A 15,420-nucleotide genomic window follows, 5' to 3' on the forward strand; every position below is an offset into this window, starting at 1 on the left:
TACCTTAAAATCTATAATAGAGACTCTATGAGCAACGAAAAGAAAATACTTTGGGTTGACGACGAGATCGAGCTGCTGCGGCCGCACGTTCTCTATTTGGAAAGTAAAGGCTACTCGGTCACCACATTGACGAACGCCGAGGACGCAGTCGAGCGCGTGAAGGTTGAAGATTTCGATATTGTGCTCCTCGACGAGATGCTGAACGGCATGGACGGCCTCTCCGCCTTGTCCGAAATCAAAGAAATACGCCCCGGCCTGCCGATCATTATGGTGACCAAGAGCGAAGAAGAGTCGCTGATGGAAGAAGCCATCGGCTCTAAAATTGACGATTATTTGACCAAGCCCGTCAATCCGAGCCAAATTTTGCTCGTCTGCAAAAAGCTTTTGGAAAAACGCAAGATCGCCGGCCATATCCTAAGTCGCGATTACGCGGAAGAATTCAACAAGCTTTCCCTCAGGCTTATGGAGCCGCTCGACTGGAAGGACTGGATTGAAATCCACGTCGAGTTGTCCGAGTGGGAATTGGAGCTGGATGCTCATCCCGAGTTGGGACTTAAGCAGCTGCTTTCAGATCAGCGCCGCGCCTGCAATACTGCATTCGGCAAATTCATCGAAAATCACTATAAAAACTGGCTCTACGCTTCCAGCCGGCCGCCGCTTTCGGTCGACATCATCGGGAACTATGTCCTGCCCCACCTGAAGAACGGCAAGAGGACCATCTTTTTGGTCATCGATGCCCTTCGCCTCGATCAATGGCTCGTTTTAGAGCCGTTGCTGCGGAATTGGTTCAGGATTACGCGCGATTACTATTACTCGATTTTGCCGACTGCTACCCCCTATTCGCGAAACGCAATTTTCAGCGGTCTTTTTCCGGCAGACATTGAACGCATGTATCCGCAGATTTGGGAAGAGGCAGCCGAAGAGGAAGATGATCAAAGCCTCAATCGATATGAGCATATGCTGCTCGAAGAATTGTTAAAGCGGCTCTCCCCTGCCCATCAGTGGGGGATCAAATACGCTAAAATTTTGGATGTCAAGGAAGCGACGGACGTGGCGCGGCGTATCAATGAGTACGCTTCGGCGCCGCTCGGTGCGATTGTATTGAATTTTGTCGATATTTTGGCTCACTCGCGCAGTTCGATCGATCTTTTGAAAGAAATGATTCCCGATGAAGCCGCCTTTCGGTCCATGACTCGCGCCTGGTTCGAGCATTCGGCCATTTTTCAGGCGCTGCAGCATTTGGCGGAGCACGAAAACACTGTGGTCATCACCTCGGATCACGGCAGCATCCGCGGCCTGCGCGGCGCCAAAGTGATCGGCGACCGCCGAACGTCGACCAGTCTGCGCTACAAGTACGGCAAAAACATCAAGGCCGATCCGAAGCAGGCATTGATTATCCCGAATCCGGCAGAGTACCGCCTGCCATCGCGCGGCATCAATTCTAATTACATTATTGCCAAAGAGGATTTCTATTTTGTCTATCCGACGAATTACCATTACTATCTCAACTATTACGCCGACAGCTTTCAGCACGGCGGCATCTCTCTAGAAGAAATGATTCTTCCGGTGGTCACTTTGGAGCCGAAATGAATCATGATGTGTTTATAAAGACTGGGACTCTGCTTTTCGAACATTTAACACGCTCAGAGGAAGAAACGCGTCAAATCGCTACTGATTTCGCCGGACGGCTGCAGCGCGGCGATGTGGTCTGCGTTTCGGGCGAATTGGGTGCCGGCAAGACGACGTTTATTCAAGGAATTTGCCGTGCTTTGGGCGTAAAGGACGCCGTGACCAGCCCGACTTTCACGCTTATCAACGAATACTGTGGGCGGTTACCGATCTATCATTTCGATTTCTATCGCATTGATTCCGAAAAAGAAGCCTTGGATTTGGGCATCGAGGATTATTTTTACAGGGACGGCGTATGCCTTCTGGAGTGGCCGGAGCGCATTCTCGGCCTCCTACCCGAAAAGTTTTACATGGTACAGCTGGAATGGAACCCCGAGCTGGAGGCAAGAAGCCGTCTAATAAAAATATTTTGGCAGGAATGAACCTATTAGCCATCGAAACTTCAGCGCAAATCTGCGCGGCGGCGCTTTTTCTTGAAGGACATTTGGCTGCCGAGTGCCGAACCAATCTCAAAAACGCTCATGCATCCGTTCTCTTTCATCAGATCGAAACGGTACTGCATATGGCTAAAACGACTGCTTCTGAGCTTTCCGCCGTGGCTGTAAGCATCGGGCCGGGCTCTTTTACCGGGCTTAGAATCGGCCTGGCGGCTGCAAAGGGGCTGGCGTTAGCCCGCGAAATTCCGTTGATCGGGGTTCCTTCGCTTGAGGCGATGGTCTGGCGGCTTCCTCCGGTTGATCAAACGATTTATGTCCTCCGAAAATCTCGCGCAGACGAATACTATCTTGCCGACTACCGATTTATAGGAGGAAAGCCGCAATCGATAGGAAAAATTCAACTGCTTCGCGGAGCGGATCTTGCTGCAGAGTTTACCGGCCCGTGCCTCATCATCCTCGATGCAGATGGCGAGGCTGTAAAACTGCCGGAAAACTGTCGAGTAATTCCAAATTTTTTGCCTTCGGCTGAAGCGGTCGGTTTGGCGGCGCTTCCCCGTTTTGCCGCAGGCGACTTTATGGACCTCGATGCAAGTGAACCGTTCTATCTGCAGGACTTTATTGCCGGCAAACCCAGGCCGCTGGAAGCGACTGCGAATGCTCACACTTAAGCCGATAGAACAAACTTTTATTTTTAACGGTTGCCAAGCCCGCATTCGTCCTATGGTCGAAGCAGACCTGGATGCGGTTGTGGCAATGGAAGAAGAGTCTTTTACCGACCCTTGGAGCAGAGAGGCGTTTCAATACGAGTTGTCCGAAGGAAAATCGACTGCCTATGTTGTTGTGCTCGAAAATGGAACCGTTGTCGCTTATATTGTCTATCGCATTCTTTTTGACGAGATGCACATTTTGAACCTCGCCGTGGCGCAGGCGTATCGTCGTCGAGGTATTGCATATAATTTGTTGAATTTTTTTATTGAGCGGGCAAAGGAAGAAGGATTGACTTTTCTTTACCTGGAAGTTCGTGAATCGAATGCCTCGGCGATCAACCTATACAAAAAGATCGGCTTTCAAGTCATCGGCAGACGAAAGTTTTACTACTTTCATCCGCAGGAAGATGCCTTGGTGATGGCGAAAAAGCTTTAAATATTTAACGGAGTAAGCACATGAGTTGGTTTAAAAGAGAAAAAGCCGGCATAACGGTAACGGACAAAAAGGCATTGCCGGACGGACTATGGATCAAATGCGAAAACTGCGGCGAGGTGCTCTACAAGAAAGAGCTGGAGCGTCAGTATTCCGTCTGCAGCAAGTGCGGATTTCATTTCCGCATAACCTGCAACGAGTATATTGCGTTGATCTGCGATGAGGGCAGTTTTGTTGAAACGTTTGCCAACATTCGTTCGGCAGATCCCTTAAAGTTCAAGGATTCGGAGCGCTATATCGACCGCATTAAAAAAGCCATGCAAAAGACAGGCATGACCGAGGCCGTCAAGACCGGAACGGCTGCCATTAACGGTATTCCCGTGGTTTTGGGCGTGATGGACTTTCGTTTTGTCGGCGGCAGCATGGGCTCCGTGGTTGGGGAAAAAATTGCCCGCGCAACGATGTTGGCGCTCGAAAAGCGCCTGCCGCTGATTATCGTCTCTGCTTCCGGCGGCGCGCGGATGCAGGAATCAGCTTATTCGCTGATGCAGATGGCCAAAACCTCGGCGCGACTGGCCATGCTGGCCGAGGCGCGCTTACCTTACATCTCGATTCTTACCCACCCGACCACCGGCGGCGTCACGGCAAGCTTTTCTATGCTGGGCGATGTGATTTTGGCAGAGCCCGGCGCTCTAATCGGTTTTGCCGGCCCGCGGGTCATCAAACAGACCATCGGTCAGGACCTTCCGGAAGGATTTCAGCGCGCCGAATTTTTGTTGGAGCACGGCTTTATCGATGCGGTGATCCATCGCAAAGAACTCAAACAGACTCTTTACTCCCTCCTGACTTTTTTCCTGGATGAAGCGGCGTATCATCAAAATTAAGGACTTTTCATGGCACTGCGAGTTCTATTGACGAATGATGACGGCATCAATGCTCCGGGTTTGGCGGCGCTTGCCGAAGCCGTCGGCAAAGTCGCGCAGATTATGATCGTCGCACCCGCCACCGAGATGAGTGCGGTCGGTCATGCCATTACTCTAACCGATCCCCTGCGCGTTGCCGAGGTAAAGAAAAACGGCCGTTTTTACGGCTATGCCGTTACCGGAACCCCGGCCGATTGCGTTAAAATCGCTTATTGGGCGCTATTGGCGAAAAAGCCCAAGCCCGACGTGCTCATTTCCGGCATCAATCAGGGCGCCAATACGGGCATCAACACAATCTATTCCGGCACGGTCTCAGCAGCAACCGAAGGCGCCATCTTGGGCATACCTTCATTTGCCATTTCGCTGACGACCTATGTCAACCCGGACTTTACCTTTGCCGCCGAGTTCGCAGCACGCTTTTTGCAGGTCTTTAAAAGCCTTCCCCTTCCCCCCGATGTTTTTTTGAACATCAACGTGCCGGCGGTGCCGCGGCAAGAGATCAAGGGCATCCGCATAACCGAACAGGGAATGGCAAAATATATGGAAAAATATCACGTTCGCAGGGATCCCTATAACCGTAAATACTACTGGTTGACCGGTTACAAAGTCGATGTTGAAACTGATCCGGGCATCGATGATGCGGCAACGCAGGCGAACTATATTTCCATTACGCCGGTTCATTATAACCTGACCTATTATCCGATGATCGAACGGCTCAAATCTTTAAATTTGGAATCGATGACATGGTAAGTGAACATTCCGAGATATTGTTGGTTTTAGATTTCGGTTCGCAATATACCCAATTGATAGCTCGACGTATTCGTGAGTTGGGGGTTTATTCGGAAATAAAACCCTACTTTACTTCGGCAGAAGAGATCAAAAAAATCAATCCGCGGGGAATCGTCCTCTCGGGCGGACCGGCTTCGGTTTATGCCGCCGACGCGCCCTTGCCGGAACCGGAGCTTTTTTCACTCGGCATCCCGATCTTGGGCATTTGCTATGGCCTGCAGGTGACGGCGCATTTGTTGGGCGGAGAAGTATCCAGGGCGTCGCGCCGAGAGTACGGCCGAGCGGTCATCGAGGTACTGGAAGACGACGAGCTGTTTCATGGTCTTCCGCCGCGTCTCGACGTCTGGATGAGTCACGGTGATCATCTGACGCGAATGCCGAACGGTTTTTGCGCCATTGCCAAAACCGCCAATTCGCCGATTGCCGCCATGAAGCATGAGCGTTTGCCGATCTTTGGCCTGCAGTTTCATCCGGAGGTAGTGCATACACCTAACGGCAAGGAAATTTTAGCGAATTTTGTCTTTCGCATTTGCGGCTGTCGCGGCGGCTGGAACGCCGGCGCTTTTATCGAGTCGACGGTGGAGAGCATTCGCGCGCAGGTCGGCGAGGGTCGTGTCATATGTGCGCTGAGCGGCGGCGTAGATTCCACTGTTGCCGCCTATTTGGTGGCAAAGGCCGTCGGCAGGCGGCTGGTCTGCATTTTTGTCGATACCGGGCTTTTGCGCTATAAAGAAGCGGAAGAAGTCGCCGCCTTTTTCCGCAATGCGGATTTCGAGTTTCGTCTGGTGAATGCCGCGGATCGCTTTTTGAGACGGCTTAAGACCATAACAGATCCGGAAGTAAAGCGAAAGATCATCGGCGAGGAATTTATTCGTGTATTTGAGGAAGAAGCGAGCAAGGTCGGACGAGTGGATTATTTGGTTCAGGGCACCCTTTACCCGGACGTCATAGAGAGCACGTCGGTACGAGGGCCCTCCGTCAAGATCAAATCGCATCACAACGTCGGCGGTCTGCCGGAAGTCATGGGATTGTCTTTGATCGAACCTCTGCGCGAGCTGTTTAAGGACGAGGTGCGACGCGTCGGCGCCGAACTTGGCGTGCCGAAAGAAATACTAGGCCGGCATCCCTTCCCGGGACCAGGACTTGCCGTACGAATTTTGGGCGAGGTGACGCCGGAGCGTATTGCCGTGCTTCAACAAGCGGATCACATTTTCATTCAGGAGCTGCGGCGAAGCGGCTACTACGATCAAGTCTGGCAGGCGTTTGCCGTGTTGCTGCCGGTGCAGTCCGTCGGCGTCATGGGCGATGAGCGAACTTATGAAAATGTTGCGGCGCTGAGAGCCGTCACCAGCACCGACGGCATGACGGCCGATTGGGCACCTCTGCCGCACGAGCTCCTCGCTTTGGTTTCCAATCGCATTATCAACGAGGTCAAAGGAGTCAATCGGGTGGTGTACGACATCAGTTCCAAACCGCCCAGCACCATCGAATGGGAATAGGAGGGTTATATGTGCGGAATCGTAGGTTATATTGGCACCAAAAACGCTTTGCCGATCCTGCTCAACGGCTTGAAAAGGCTGGAATATCGGGGATATGATTCGTCCGGCATTGCCCTGCAGGGCAACGGCAATTTGTTTATCGAAAAACAGGTTGGCAAAATCAGTGCGTTGGAGAATTTGCTCAACGGCAGGTCTTTCGAATCTACCCTCGGCATTGGCCATACACGTTGGGCGACACACGGTGCGCCCTCGCAAATAAACGCGCATCCGCATTTGGACTGCAGCGGCAAAATCGCCGTAGTGCATAACGGCATAATTGAAAACTATGCGCAATTGCGGCGGGAACTGATTAATCGCGGCTGCCGTTTCGCCTCGGAAACCGACACCGAAACGCTGCCGCATCTGTTTGCCGAGGCAATGGAGCAGGGCTGCAGCTTTTTCGAGGCTGTACTGCAAAGCCTGCGCCGGGTGGAAGGAACTTACGGCATCATTGTCATGCACGCCGACTATCCCGATCAGCTCATTGCGGCGCGCAAGGGAAGTCCGTTGGTCATCGGTCACGGCAACGGTGAATATTTCATTGCCTCCGATGCCGCACCCCTCGTCGGTTATACGACGGACGTCACCTTTCTGGAGGACGGCGAGGTGGCGCTTGTTCAGCGGGATGGGATTACCATCCGCACCATCGACAACCGATCCGTCGTGCCGCACGTTGAGTGCATCGACACGGATGTGTCGACCTTGGAAAAAGGCGGCTATCCCCACTTTATGCTCAAGGAAATCATGGAGCAGCCGAAAACGCTGCAGGATTCCATGCGCGGCAGGCTGCTTCTTGAAGAGGGAACTGCCAAATTGGGCGGCATTCAATACGAGGTTCAATCGCTGCTCAACGCCAATCGCGTCGTCATAACGGCCTGCGGCACCTCCTGGCATGCCGGACTGATTGCCGAGTATATGATCGAGGAATTCGTCGGCATACCGGTTGAAGTCGAGTACGCCTCCGAGTTCCGTTACCGTAACCCCATTCTCGGTCCCTCTTCGGTCGTCATCTGCATCAGCCAGTCCGGCGAGACGGCGGACACGCTGGCGGCGCTGCGCGAAGCCAAGAGAAAAGGCAGTAAAGTGCTGGGCGTCTGCAATGTCGTCGGGTCGACGATCGCCAGGGAAAGCGATGCAGGCATTTACCTGCACGCGGGTCCGGAAATCGGTGTCGCTTCGACCAAAGCCTTTACCTCGCAGGTGGTGGTCATGGCGCTGATGACCCTGCTTCTGGCGCGCATGCGCAACATGTCGCATGCCAAAGGACGCGAATTTGCCCAGGCGCTGTACGAACTGCCGCAAAAAGTCGAGCGCGTTTTGGCGCAAAATGAAAAGATATATGCCATTGCCAGAAAATACTACCGCGCCAAGAACTTTCTCTACTTGGGAAGAGGATACAATTTTCCTGTGGCGCTGGAAGGCGCGTTGAAAATGAAGGAAATTTCCTACATTCACGCGGAAGGCTATCCGGCAGCAGAAATGAAGCACGGCCCGATCGCCCTCATCGACAAAAAAATGCCGGTTGTAGTCATCGCCACGCGCGACTCAATCTATGACAAAGTAATCAGCAACATTATGGAAGTCAAAGCCCGCGGAGGACGCGTCCTTGCGATTGCCACGGAAGGCGACGAAGAAATCAAGCGGCATGTGGATCATGTCATTTACGTGCCGAAGACTTTTGAGCCTCTCAATCCTTTGGTGACCATTATCCCGCTGCAACTGCTGGCTTATCATGTGGCGGTGCTGCGCGGTTGCGATGTGGATCAGCCCCGTAATTTAGCGAAAAGCGTAACTGTTGAATAAAGATCGGAGAATCATTTTGAAGCGCATTTTGGGTCTTTTGACCGTCCTGTTCCTTCTCGGCGCAGTCGGGATCAAAGCTCAGCCTTCGTTCGGTGAAAGCAGTTTTCAATCCGCCCTCATTCTGTTCCGAAACGGCGATTATGAAAAAGCCGAGGCACAATTGCTGAGTATGATCGAAAAACTGCCCGAAAATCCCAAGCGGTCGAGCATGCTGCTGCTGTTGAGCAAGATTTACTTGGACCGGCAGGAACCGGATAAAGCTCTTCGATATGCCGATCTGCTCCTGCAGGACTATCCCTCAAGTCGCTATCTTCCGTTTGCGCATTTTTATAAAGCGCAGGCTTTGAATCAAAAAAATGATCGGGTAGGAGCATTGGTAGAAACTGCCTATGCCGTCGAATTTGCCGAGGCAGAGATGCGATACCGCTTCGAAGCGGCTGCAGCGGAGCTTGTTCGGTCAATCGGTGCGGCGAGGCAAATCGAAGAGATTTCACGACAGCCGGAATGGAACAAGGCACGTCCCATTCTCCTGATTCTTGCGGCGCAGGCGAATATGGAAGCCGGAGATGCCGAGCGGGCGCGCGCCTTAATCGATCAGCTCTTGGCTGAAAAAACAGAATCGCGCTATCGAACCGTCGCCTTGAAGCTCAAAGAAAAGCTCGCACAACCCATGCAAAAACCTTTCCGCGTCGGTTTGCTTATGCCCCTGAGCGGTTATTTCAGCGAAGAAGCGGAAGAGTTCCTTGCCGGTGCGGCTTTGGCTGTGAAGCTTCGTCGGAATATGTCTCCCCCTGTCGAGCTTTACTTGGGAGATACTGCCGGTTCGGTTGCGGATGCGCGCAGACTGACGCAGGAACTAGTCAGCGGGGGTATTGACGCGATCATTGGGGAGCTGGAAGCGGACAAGTCTTCGGCCATCGCCGAGTTGATAGCCAACACTGAAGTTCCGCTGCTCATGCCGACGGCGACCGAAACGATTTTGACGGCGGGCGGAAACAATCTTTTTCAACTCAACAGCCCCATCGATATCCGCGGCAGAGCTTTGGCGGCTTTTGCGGTTCGCTCATTGGGTGCGAAAACCTTTGCCATGCTGACACCGGAGGATGAAATCGGCAGGCGCTGGGCCGAGGCTTTTGCCGCAGAGGTGGCAAGATTGGGCGGTGTGATGGTCTGCCGCCAAACCTACCACCCGGATTCGACCAACTTTTCCTCGCAGCTGGAAGCAATCCGCGAGGCAGGGTTCCGCTATTCGGTACGCCAATCTCTGACTGTCGGCGGACGTTCGGCCGACCCGGCTGAGGTAGACCGTGTTTATGAACAAATGAACCAATCGGCCAAACGCAAATCGGAAAATCGCGCGGAACTTCCAAAACAAACCCGCATCCCCATGCAGGCTGTGGATGCGGTGTTCATTCCCATGAATGAAGCAGAGTTACCGTTTATTGCCTCGCAGTACGCACTCTATAATATCAAAGCGCAGCTATTAGCTGGTGATCAGGTCTACAATCTCGAAAAGTTACGCGAGCAGCAGTCCTATCTCAACAAAATGATTTTCGTTTCCGGCTATTATTTTTCCGAAGCGGATTTGCTCTACAAAGAATTCGTTGAAAATTGCCTTGCCGAGATCGGACACGAGCCCACGCCCATGACTGCATACGGCTATAATGCCTTGCAGCTTATTCTCGATGGCCTTGATGAGGGCAATCGTTCGGGCGCGGCGATGAAGGCTTTTCTTGCCGGAGTCAAGGACTTTGAGGGTGTCGGCACGTTCATACGCCTGAACAATCCGCAGCGCGTCAATCAATTTGTCAACATCCTCCAGTTCGTCGACGGCAACGTGTTCCGCTTGAACACATTGGATTAAATTTGCGTTCGCACTTGAAACGGCAAAACGAATTTTAGCACCGCCGGAAATGAAACGGATGAGCGATCAAAAAGGAAAACACAGATGAATTTTTTAAAAGCGGCCGTTCTCGGTATTGTTCAAGGCTTGACGGAATTTCTGCCGGTCAGCAGTTCGGGACATTTGGTCTTGGCCGAGCATTTTCTCCATTTCGAGGGCATCGGGCTGGAGTTTGAGGTTTTTTTGCATTTTGGAACGCTTCTCGCCATCTTGACTGTGTTCTATCAAGATATCCTGCGTCTGTTTGCGGCCTTTTTTGCTTTGTTCGGTCGGCAGACGCGGCAGAACGGTTTGGCGGTTTTTTATCGCCAGAACCAAGATGTGCGCACTCTGCTTTACTTGATCATCGCCTCGATTCCGGCCGGCGTCATCGGCGTTTTATACGAAGATCAGATCGAACAAGTATTCGGCAGCCCACGCCTGACCTCCATCATGCTGCTGATCACGGCCGGATTTTTAGCTGCGACGTTCTTTGTAAAGGTGGGACAAAACCGCCTGGCATTGCTCAATACATTCATAATCGGTTTGGCTCAGGCGGCGGCCATTTTACCCGGCATCTCCCGTTCGGGCGCAACCATCAGCGCCGGCCTCTTGCAAAAGGTCGACAGCGATCAGGCCGCGCGGTTTTCATTCCTGTTGGCCGTTCCGGCTATTTTAGGGGCGACGCTTTTGAAAACCGTCGACGTTATTCAAGCAGGTTTGGATGGCGACACGCTTCTTGTTCTGACTGTCGGGATGGTCTGCGCCTATATTTCAGGACTGGCCGCCATCCGTTCTTTGTTGGCCATTGTTCGCCGCGGCAAACTCTATTACTTTGCCCCCTATTGTCTGTTGCTCGGCCTTTTAGGACTGCTGCTCATCTGATCGGAGGGAATCGGTTTGCCCAAGCCGAAAAACACCGAAACCGATTTTTATCAAAAATTGGAAAAAAAGGATTTTTCGCCGGTTTACTTTTTTTTCGGTGCGGAAGAATTCTTGATTCAGCAGTATACGGACGATCTCCTTCGTGCAGCGCTGACGGATCAGGATCGCGATTTCAATTTAGACATTTTTTATGCGAACGAATGCGATGCAGCGACGGTTGTCAACGCCGCCTCCTCGTTCCCGATGATGGCGGAGCGGCGCGTCGTGCTCGTGCGCGACCTTCACCTGATGCCGGATGCAGGCTTGAAACTCTTGCTTTCTTATGCAGCTAACCCTTCGCCTACCACCTGTCTCGTCATGAGCAGCGCGAAAATGGACGCTGCAAGCGGTTTTGTCAAAAAGTTGCCGGATTCCGTCTATGTTTTGGAATGTCGGCCTCTGTACGAGAATCAAATTCCGCAATGGTTGACACTATATGTAAAAAAGCGCGGGTACAGCATTACACCGGAAGCGGTCTCTCTGCTGCAGGCTGAAATCGGTGCTTCGCTGCTGCGTTTGGCATCCGAAATCGAAAAGATCGAGCTTTTACTGGAAGGCCGCAAAGTGATCGAGGCGGCGGATGTGGAAAAGGTGGTCGGCAGTTCACGGCAATTTACGGTGTTCGAGTTACGTGACGCACTCGGTGAACGCAATGCGGTCAAAGCGGTTCGCACCCTCAACCGGCTGCTGGAGGTCGGCGAAAAGCCGGTCGGCATCGTCGCCTCTCTGTTTACGCACTTTGCTTCATTAGCGAAAGCCAAAGAGCTTGATCGGCAAAGTCCAAAAGAGATGCTTGCTGCGGCGTTAAAGGTCAATCCCTATTTTGTCGAAAAAATCTTTTATCAAGCGAATCGCTACAGCACGGAACAGCTCGACCAGGTCTTTTCTTTGCTTTTGGAAGCCGATCAACAGCTTAAATCGAGTGCGCAAAAGCCGGAATTAATTTTGCAGCTTTTGGTGATGGAAATCGTGACCCTCGGGCGTAAAAACGAATAAGACGGTTGATTCGATGGCTAAGGGAAAAGACAGCGTTTATTCCGATTATTTCGATTTCGATGCTTTGCCCGATGAGGAGCTGATCCGGCTTTTTCAAAACGACGAATTGGCCGCCTATGATACGTTGGTCCGCCGATACCGCGACCAGCTCTACCTGTTTGCCTATCGATTTTTGGGCAACCAGCAGGAAGCGGAAGACGTGGTTCAGGAGACTTTTCTACGGCTTTTCCGCAAGCGCCACGCCTATCGACAGATTGCTAAATTTTCCACATGGATTTACACCATAGCCGGAAATCTTGCCAAAACCGAATTGCGAAGGCGCAAACGCCGCCGCCTCGTCTCCATCAATGATATGGGGTTCGACGAAAAAGAATTCGAAATCGAAGACGAGGGAATGGATACGGAACGCGAAGCGGACTCGTCCATGACCGACAAGCTGATTCAACAGGCCATTTCCGAACTTTCTCCGCGCTTCCGCGAAGTGATCATTTTACGAGATATTCAGGAACTTTCGTATGAAGAGATAGGTTCTATACTGCGAATTCCGCTCGGCACGGTCAAATCACGGGTGAATCGGGCAAGGTTGAAACTGCAGGCCAAGCTGAAAGCGATCAAACCGGAAAACAAGTAATGGAGGTGTGCATGTCCCTTTGCAACAGAGTGCAAAAGTTGTTTTCGGCATATCATGAGGGCGAATTGGCAGAGGATCAAAGGATTGCATTCGAGCAGCATTTGGAGGAGTGCTCCAGATGTCGGGAAAATTTTTCTGCTTTCCAGGTTGTCTGCCGCCGCCTGAAAGAACTGCCGAAACCTAAGCCCACCCCCTATTTTGACGCTGCCTTGTATTATCGCGTACGTCGTGAACAGAGTCATGCATCCCGCTATACCGTTTTCCCAGTGCCTTCGTGGAGGACCGTTCCAGTCTTTGCAGCTGCGGCGGTTCTGCTCGTTTTTCTCGGCGCTCAGCTGCAGAAAGCGGCTATGGACAAACAAATACGCGAGCTGGCGGCGCTCAACGATTTGCTGCGACAAAATGCCGAGGCTTCCGCACATTTCGTCGTTACGCAAATTGATACCACGGCTAATCGCATCAAGGTCATCAAATACGTCAACACCCGACCTGCAGGCGTTGAATGGGTTAATTATCCTGCTCAAGCGAGCCGCAGAACGCTCATTGATCGTGACGCCGACGGCTATCCTGACCTGCGGCGGGCACCCAGACCTGCGACCGGCCTTTTCTCTCCCCCGTCCTCTGAGTTGAACGGAGCGCGCGTTATTCAGGCAAGCCAGTATCAGTTCTAATTCGACGCGAATATGAGACGTAGATCTTTATTGGTTTTCATTCTTTTCCTATCACCCTCACCGCTGCTTTTCGGCTTTGGCAAGTCTTCGGCAGACGAAACCGTAAAGCGGCACATCAACCGTTTAATTCGGATTGTGCAAAATGCCGTAGTTCCGATCTATGTCGAGTTGGAAGCGGGGCAAAACGATCAAGTGGAATTTGCCAATTTCGGCTACGGCGTCAAGTTGGAGAACAATGTTATACTTGCACCGCTGACTCTATTCAGCGGCAGCAAAACTATTTTTGTACAAGACGGCACGAGCAAGAGGATCTCAGCTAAACTAATCGGCTGGGATAGCAGCAAGAGCATTGCAATATTGGCCTGCGATTCTTTGTCTTTCAATGCTGCGCTGACCATGCGTGACGCGCAAGATACTGTCGAGCCTCAGGAGCCCCTCCTTATCCTCATTCCCTTTCCAGGTCAAAATCCTTCAGTAGCCATCGGCACCCTGCACCAAGCGGAAGGCGAACGCCTGATCGTCTCGGGTTTTCCTTCTTTGGGAATCGAAAGCGGCGCTCTCGTCGATTTCAACGGCAAATTTGTCGGGTGGATTTTTACACGCCAAGTTCTCTCTTTCGAAGGTTCTGAAGAAGAAGCATTTGTTGCTTATTCGGCTCAGTCCCTGCGGCCGACCATTGACCAGGCGATTCGTCACGCTTCCAGACCCAAAGGATATCTCGGTGTTGTGGTAGTGGATTGGCCGAGTCAATTGGGCGGCGCGCACATTCGTCAGGTCAGTCTCGGCAGCCCGGCAGCGCTTTCGGGACTGCAGGTTGGCGACATCATTCTCAGCATCAACAATCGTAAAGTTGCCAACGCTTATGATTTGTACCGCGAAATGCAAATGTACGCCGCCGGCGACACCATCGATCTGCGTATTTTGCGTGCTTATGATATCGTTTCGTTTTCCGTCATTTTGGATTCCCTCAAAGGTACGGCTTTAAACGCAACTTACCTGCCGGTCAGCAGCTTCAGAGAGTTTTCCGGCCGCAATCCGCAATTGATTCAAGAACGCATCCGTCAACTCGAAAACGAAATCTCACGTCTCCGTCGCTTCCTCAGATAACCTCACCGCCGGAAAATCCGTTTGACTTTTTTCTAATTTTTCATTAGTTTAAAAAGCTTTTGAACCAATACATGAGGGTTACAATGGGCAAGGACAAATCTTTCAGCGCTAAATTGGCCAAAGCGGCCGGAACCAATATTCCACATTGCAAAGTCTGCGGCGAAGCTTTTCGCTTTACGAAAATCATCGAAACCAAAAAGGACCCCGACAGCGGACACTTTGGTTTTCGTGAAACGATTGTTTCAGTCTGCAAGTGCAACGCCCAGGAAGTGAATGCTTGAGCGGCCTGCCTAAGCAAATTATTTTGGCCACTCGCAACCGCGACAAAGTTTTAGAGATTAAAGCGCTTTTGCGCGATTTACCGATCGAAATTCGTTCTTTGGCAGACCTTTCCGAGCTGGAAATAGAAGAGGATCAGGACACCATCCAGGGCAATGCGGAAAAAAAAGCCCGCAGGCTCTTCGAATCCTTTCATATTCCCTCGCTGGCCGACGATACCGGCTTGGAAGTAGATGCTTTGGGAGGCGCGCCGGGGGTCTATTCAGCAAGATATGCCGGTGATAAAGCCTCTTATGAAGAAAATGTCGACAAACTTCTTAAAGAATTATCGGGCGTGCCCCTCGAACAGCGAACCGCTCGTTTCCGCACGGTGATGGCGTTTGCTTACGAGGGCGGCATTCTGTTCAGTGAAGGTGTCTGCGAAGGATTGATCCTCTTTGAACGGCGCGGCAACGGCGGTTTTGGGTATGATCCAGTTTTTTATTATCCGCCGCTCCAGAAAACTTTTGCCGAGCTGACGCTGGAAGAGAAAAACAGCGTCAGCCACCGCAGCATTGCCCTCCAAAATATGAAAATGCTGTTGAATCGTCTGTACGGGGCGTAGCGCAGTCCGGTTAGCGCGTCTGCTTTGGGAGCAGAAAGTCGAGAGTTCAAATCTCTCCGCCCCGACT

The 15,420-nt window shown here is 51.9% G+C and carries 16 protein-coding genes and 1 tRNA gene; all 17 read left to right on the forward strand.

The annotated features are described in order from the left end of the window. Positions 1 to 27 precede the first annotated feature (27 nt). The 17 genes from ONB24_05865 to ONB24_05945 all read left to right on the forward strand — a co-directional run bounded on the left by ONB24_05865 (position 28) and on the right by ONB24_05945 (position 15,418). The gene (locus ONB24_05865; GenBank protein MDZ7315632.1) at positions 28 to 1,590 is read left to right on the forward strand and encodes a bifunctional response regulator/alkaline phosphatase family protein; all 1,563 of its coding nucleotides are present in this window, start codon (positions 28 to 30) and stop codon (positions 1,588 to 1,590) included. Beyond that, positions 1,587 to 2,051, forward strand: a complete 465-nt coding sequence (tsaE, locus tag ONB24_05870) for a tRNA (adenosine(37)-N6)-threonylcarbamoyltransferase complex ATPase subunit type 1 TsaE (protein ID MDZ7315633.1) — start codon at positions 1,587 to 1,589, stop codon at positions 2,049 to 2,051. The genes ONB24_05865 and tsaE overlap by 4 nt, the downstream gene beginning before the upstream one ends. Further along, positions 2,048 to 2,734, forward strand: coding sequence for a tRNA (adenosine(37)-N6)-threonylcarbamoyltransferase complex dimerization subunit type 1 TsaB (tsaB, locus tag ONB24_05875; GenBank protein ID MDZ7315634.1), 687 nt, complete (start codon positions 2,048 to 2,050; stop codon positions 2,732 to 2,734). Before tsaE ends, tsaB begins: the two co-directional genes overlap by 4 nt. Further along, a complete protein-coding gene (gene rimI, locus ONB24_05880) occupies positions 2,721 to 3,209 on the forward strand; it encodes a ribosomal protein S18-alanine N-acetyltransferase (GenBank protein ID MDZ7315635.1) in 489 nt (162 codons plus the stop codon). The genes tsaB and rimI overlap by 14 nt, the downstream gene beginning before the upstream one ends. A gap of 20 nt (positions 3,210 to 3,229) precedes the next feature. After that, positions 3,230 to 4,090, forward strand: a complete 861-nt coding sequence (gene accD / locus ONB24_05885; GenBank protein ID MDZ7315636.1) for an acetyl-CoA carboxylase, carboxyltransferase subunit beta — start codon at positions 3,230 to 3,232, stop codon at positions 4,088 to 4,090. A 9-nt stretch (positions 4,091 to 4,099) separates the two neighbouring features. Continuing rightward, a complete protein-coding gene (gene surE / locus ONB24_05890) occupies positions 4,100 to 4,879 on the forward strand; it encodes a 5'/3'-nucleotidase SurE (protein ID MDZ7315637.1) in 780 nt (259 codons plus the stop codon). Then, entirely contained in the window at positions 4,873 to 6,417 is a 1,545-nt protein-coding gene (gene guaA, locus ONB24_05895) for a glutamine-hydrolyzing GMP synthase (GenBank protein MDZ7315638.1), read from the forward strand. The genes surE and guaA overlap by 7 nt, the downstream gene beginning before the upstream one ends. 9 nt (positions 6,418 to 6,426) lie before the next feature. Beyond that, complete coding sequence (gene glmS, locus ONB24_05900) at positions 6,427 to 8,259, forward strand: glutamine--fructose-6-phosphate transaminase (isomerizing) (protein ID MDZ7315639.1); 1,833 nt, start codon at positions 6,427 to 6,429, stop codon at positions 8,257 to 8,259. Positions 8,260 to 8,275: 16 nt separating this feature from the next. Continuing rightward, entirely contained in the window at positions 8,276 to 10,123 is a 1,848-nt protein-coding gene (locus tag ONB24_05905) for a penicillin-binding protein activator (protein MDZ7315640.1), read from the forward strand. An 84-nt stretch (positions 10,124 to 10,207) separates the two neighbouring features. Further along, a complete protein-coding gene (locus ONB24_05910; protein ID MDZ7315641.1) occupies positions 10,208 to 11,026 on the forward strand; it encodes an undecaprenyl-diphosphate phosphatase in 819 nt (272 codons plus the stop codon). 15 nt (positions 11,027 to 11,041) lie between these two features. After that, the gene (gene holA / locus ONB24_05915) at positions 11,042 to 12,061 is read left to right on the forward strand and encodes a DNA polymerase III subunit delta (protein ID MDZ7315642.1); all 1,020 of its coding nucleotides are present in this window, start codon (positions 11,042 to 11,044) and stop codon (positions 12,059 to 12,061) included. A 13-nt stretch (positions 12,062 to 12,074) separates the two neighbouring features. Continuing rightward, the gene (locus ONB24_05920) at positions 12,075 to 12,692 is read left to right on the forward strand and encodes a sigma-70 family RNA polymerase sigma factor (GenBank protein ID MDZ7315643.1); all 618 of its coding nucleotides are present in this window, start codon (positions 12,075 to 12,077) and stop codon (positions 12,690 to 12,692) included. A gap of 11 nt (positions 12,693 to 12,703) precedes the next feature. Further along, positions 12,704 to 13,363: a zf-HC2 domain-containing protein gene (locus ONB24_05925; GenBank protein MDZ7315644.1), complete on the forward strand. Its 660-nt coding sequence runs from the start codon at positions 12,704 to 12,706 to the stop codon at positions 13,361 to 13,363. Positions 13,364 to 13,375: 12 nt separating this feature from the next. Continuing rightward, positions 13,376 to 14,470 carry a PDZ domain-containing protein gene (locus tag ONB24_05930; GenBank protein MDZ7315645.1) on the forward strand — a complete coding sequence of 365 codons (1,095 nt, stop codon included), beginning with the start codon at positions 13,376 to 13,378 and terminating at the stop codon, positions 14,468 to 14,470. 83 nt (positions 14,471 to 14,553) lie between these two features. Further along, complete coding sequence (locus ONB24_05935; GenBank protein MDZ7315646.1) at positions 14,554 to 14,751, forward strand: hypothetical protein; 198 nt, start codon at positions 14,554 to 14,556, stop codon at positions 14,749 to 14,751. Then, positions 14,748 to 15,353 carry an RdgB/HAM1 family non-canonical purine NTP pyrophosphatase gene (rdgB, locus tag ONB24_05940; protein MDZ7315647.1) on the forward strand — a complete coding sequence of 202 codons (606 nt, stop codon included), beginning with the start codon at positions 14,748 to 14,750 and terminating at the stop codon, positions 15,351 to 15,353. The genes ONB24_05935 and rdgB overlap by 4 nt, the downstream gene beginning before the upstream one ends. Next, positions 15,344 to 15,418 (forward strand) — tRNA-Pro (locus ONB24_05945). Before rdgB ends, ONB24_05945 begins: the two co-directional genes overlap by 10 nt. Positions 15,419 to 15,420 lie beyond the last annotated feature (2 nt).

This window comes from candidate division KSB1 bacterium, from assembly GCA_034505495.1.
Classification (GTDB): domain Bacteria; phylum Zhuqueibacterota; class Zhuqueibacteria; order Residuimicrobiales; family Krinioviventaceae; genus Fontimicrobium_A.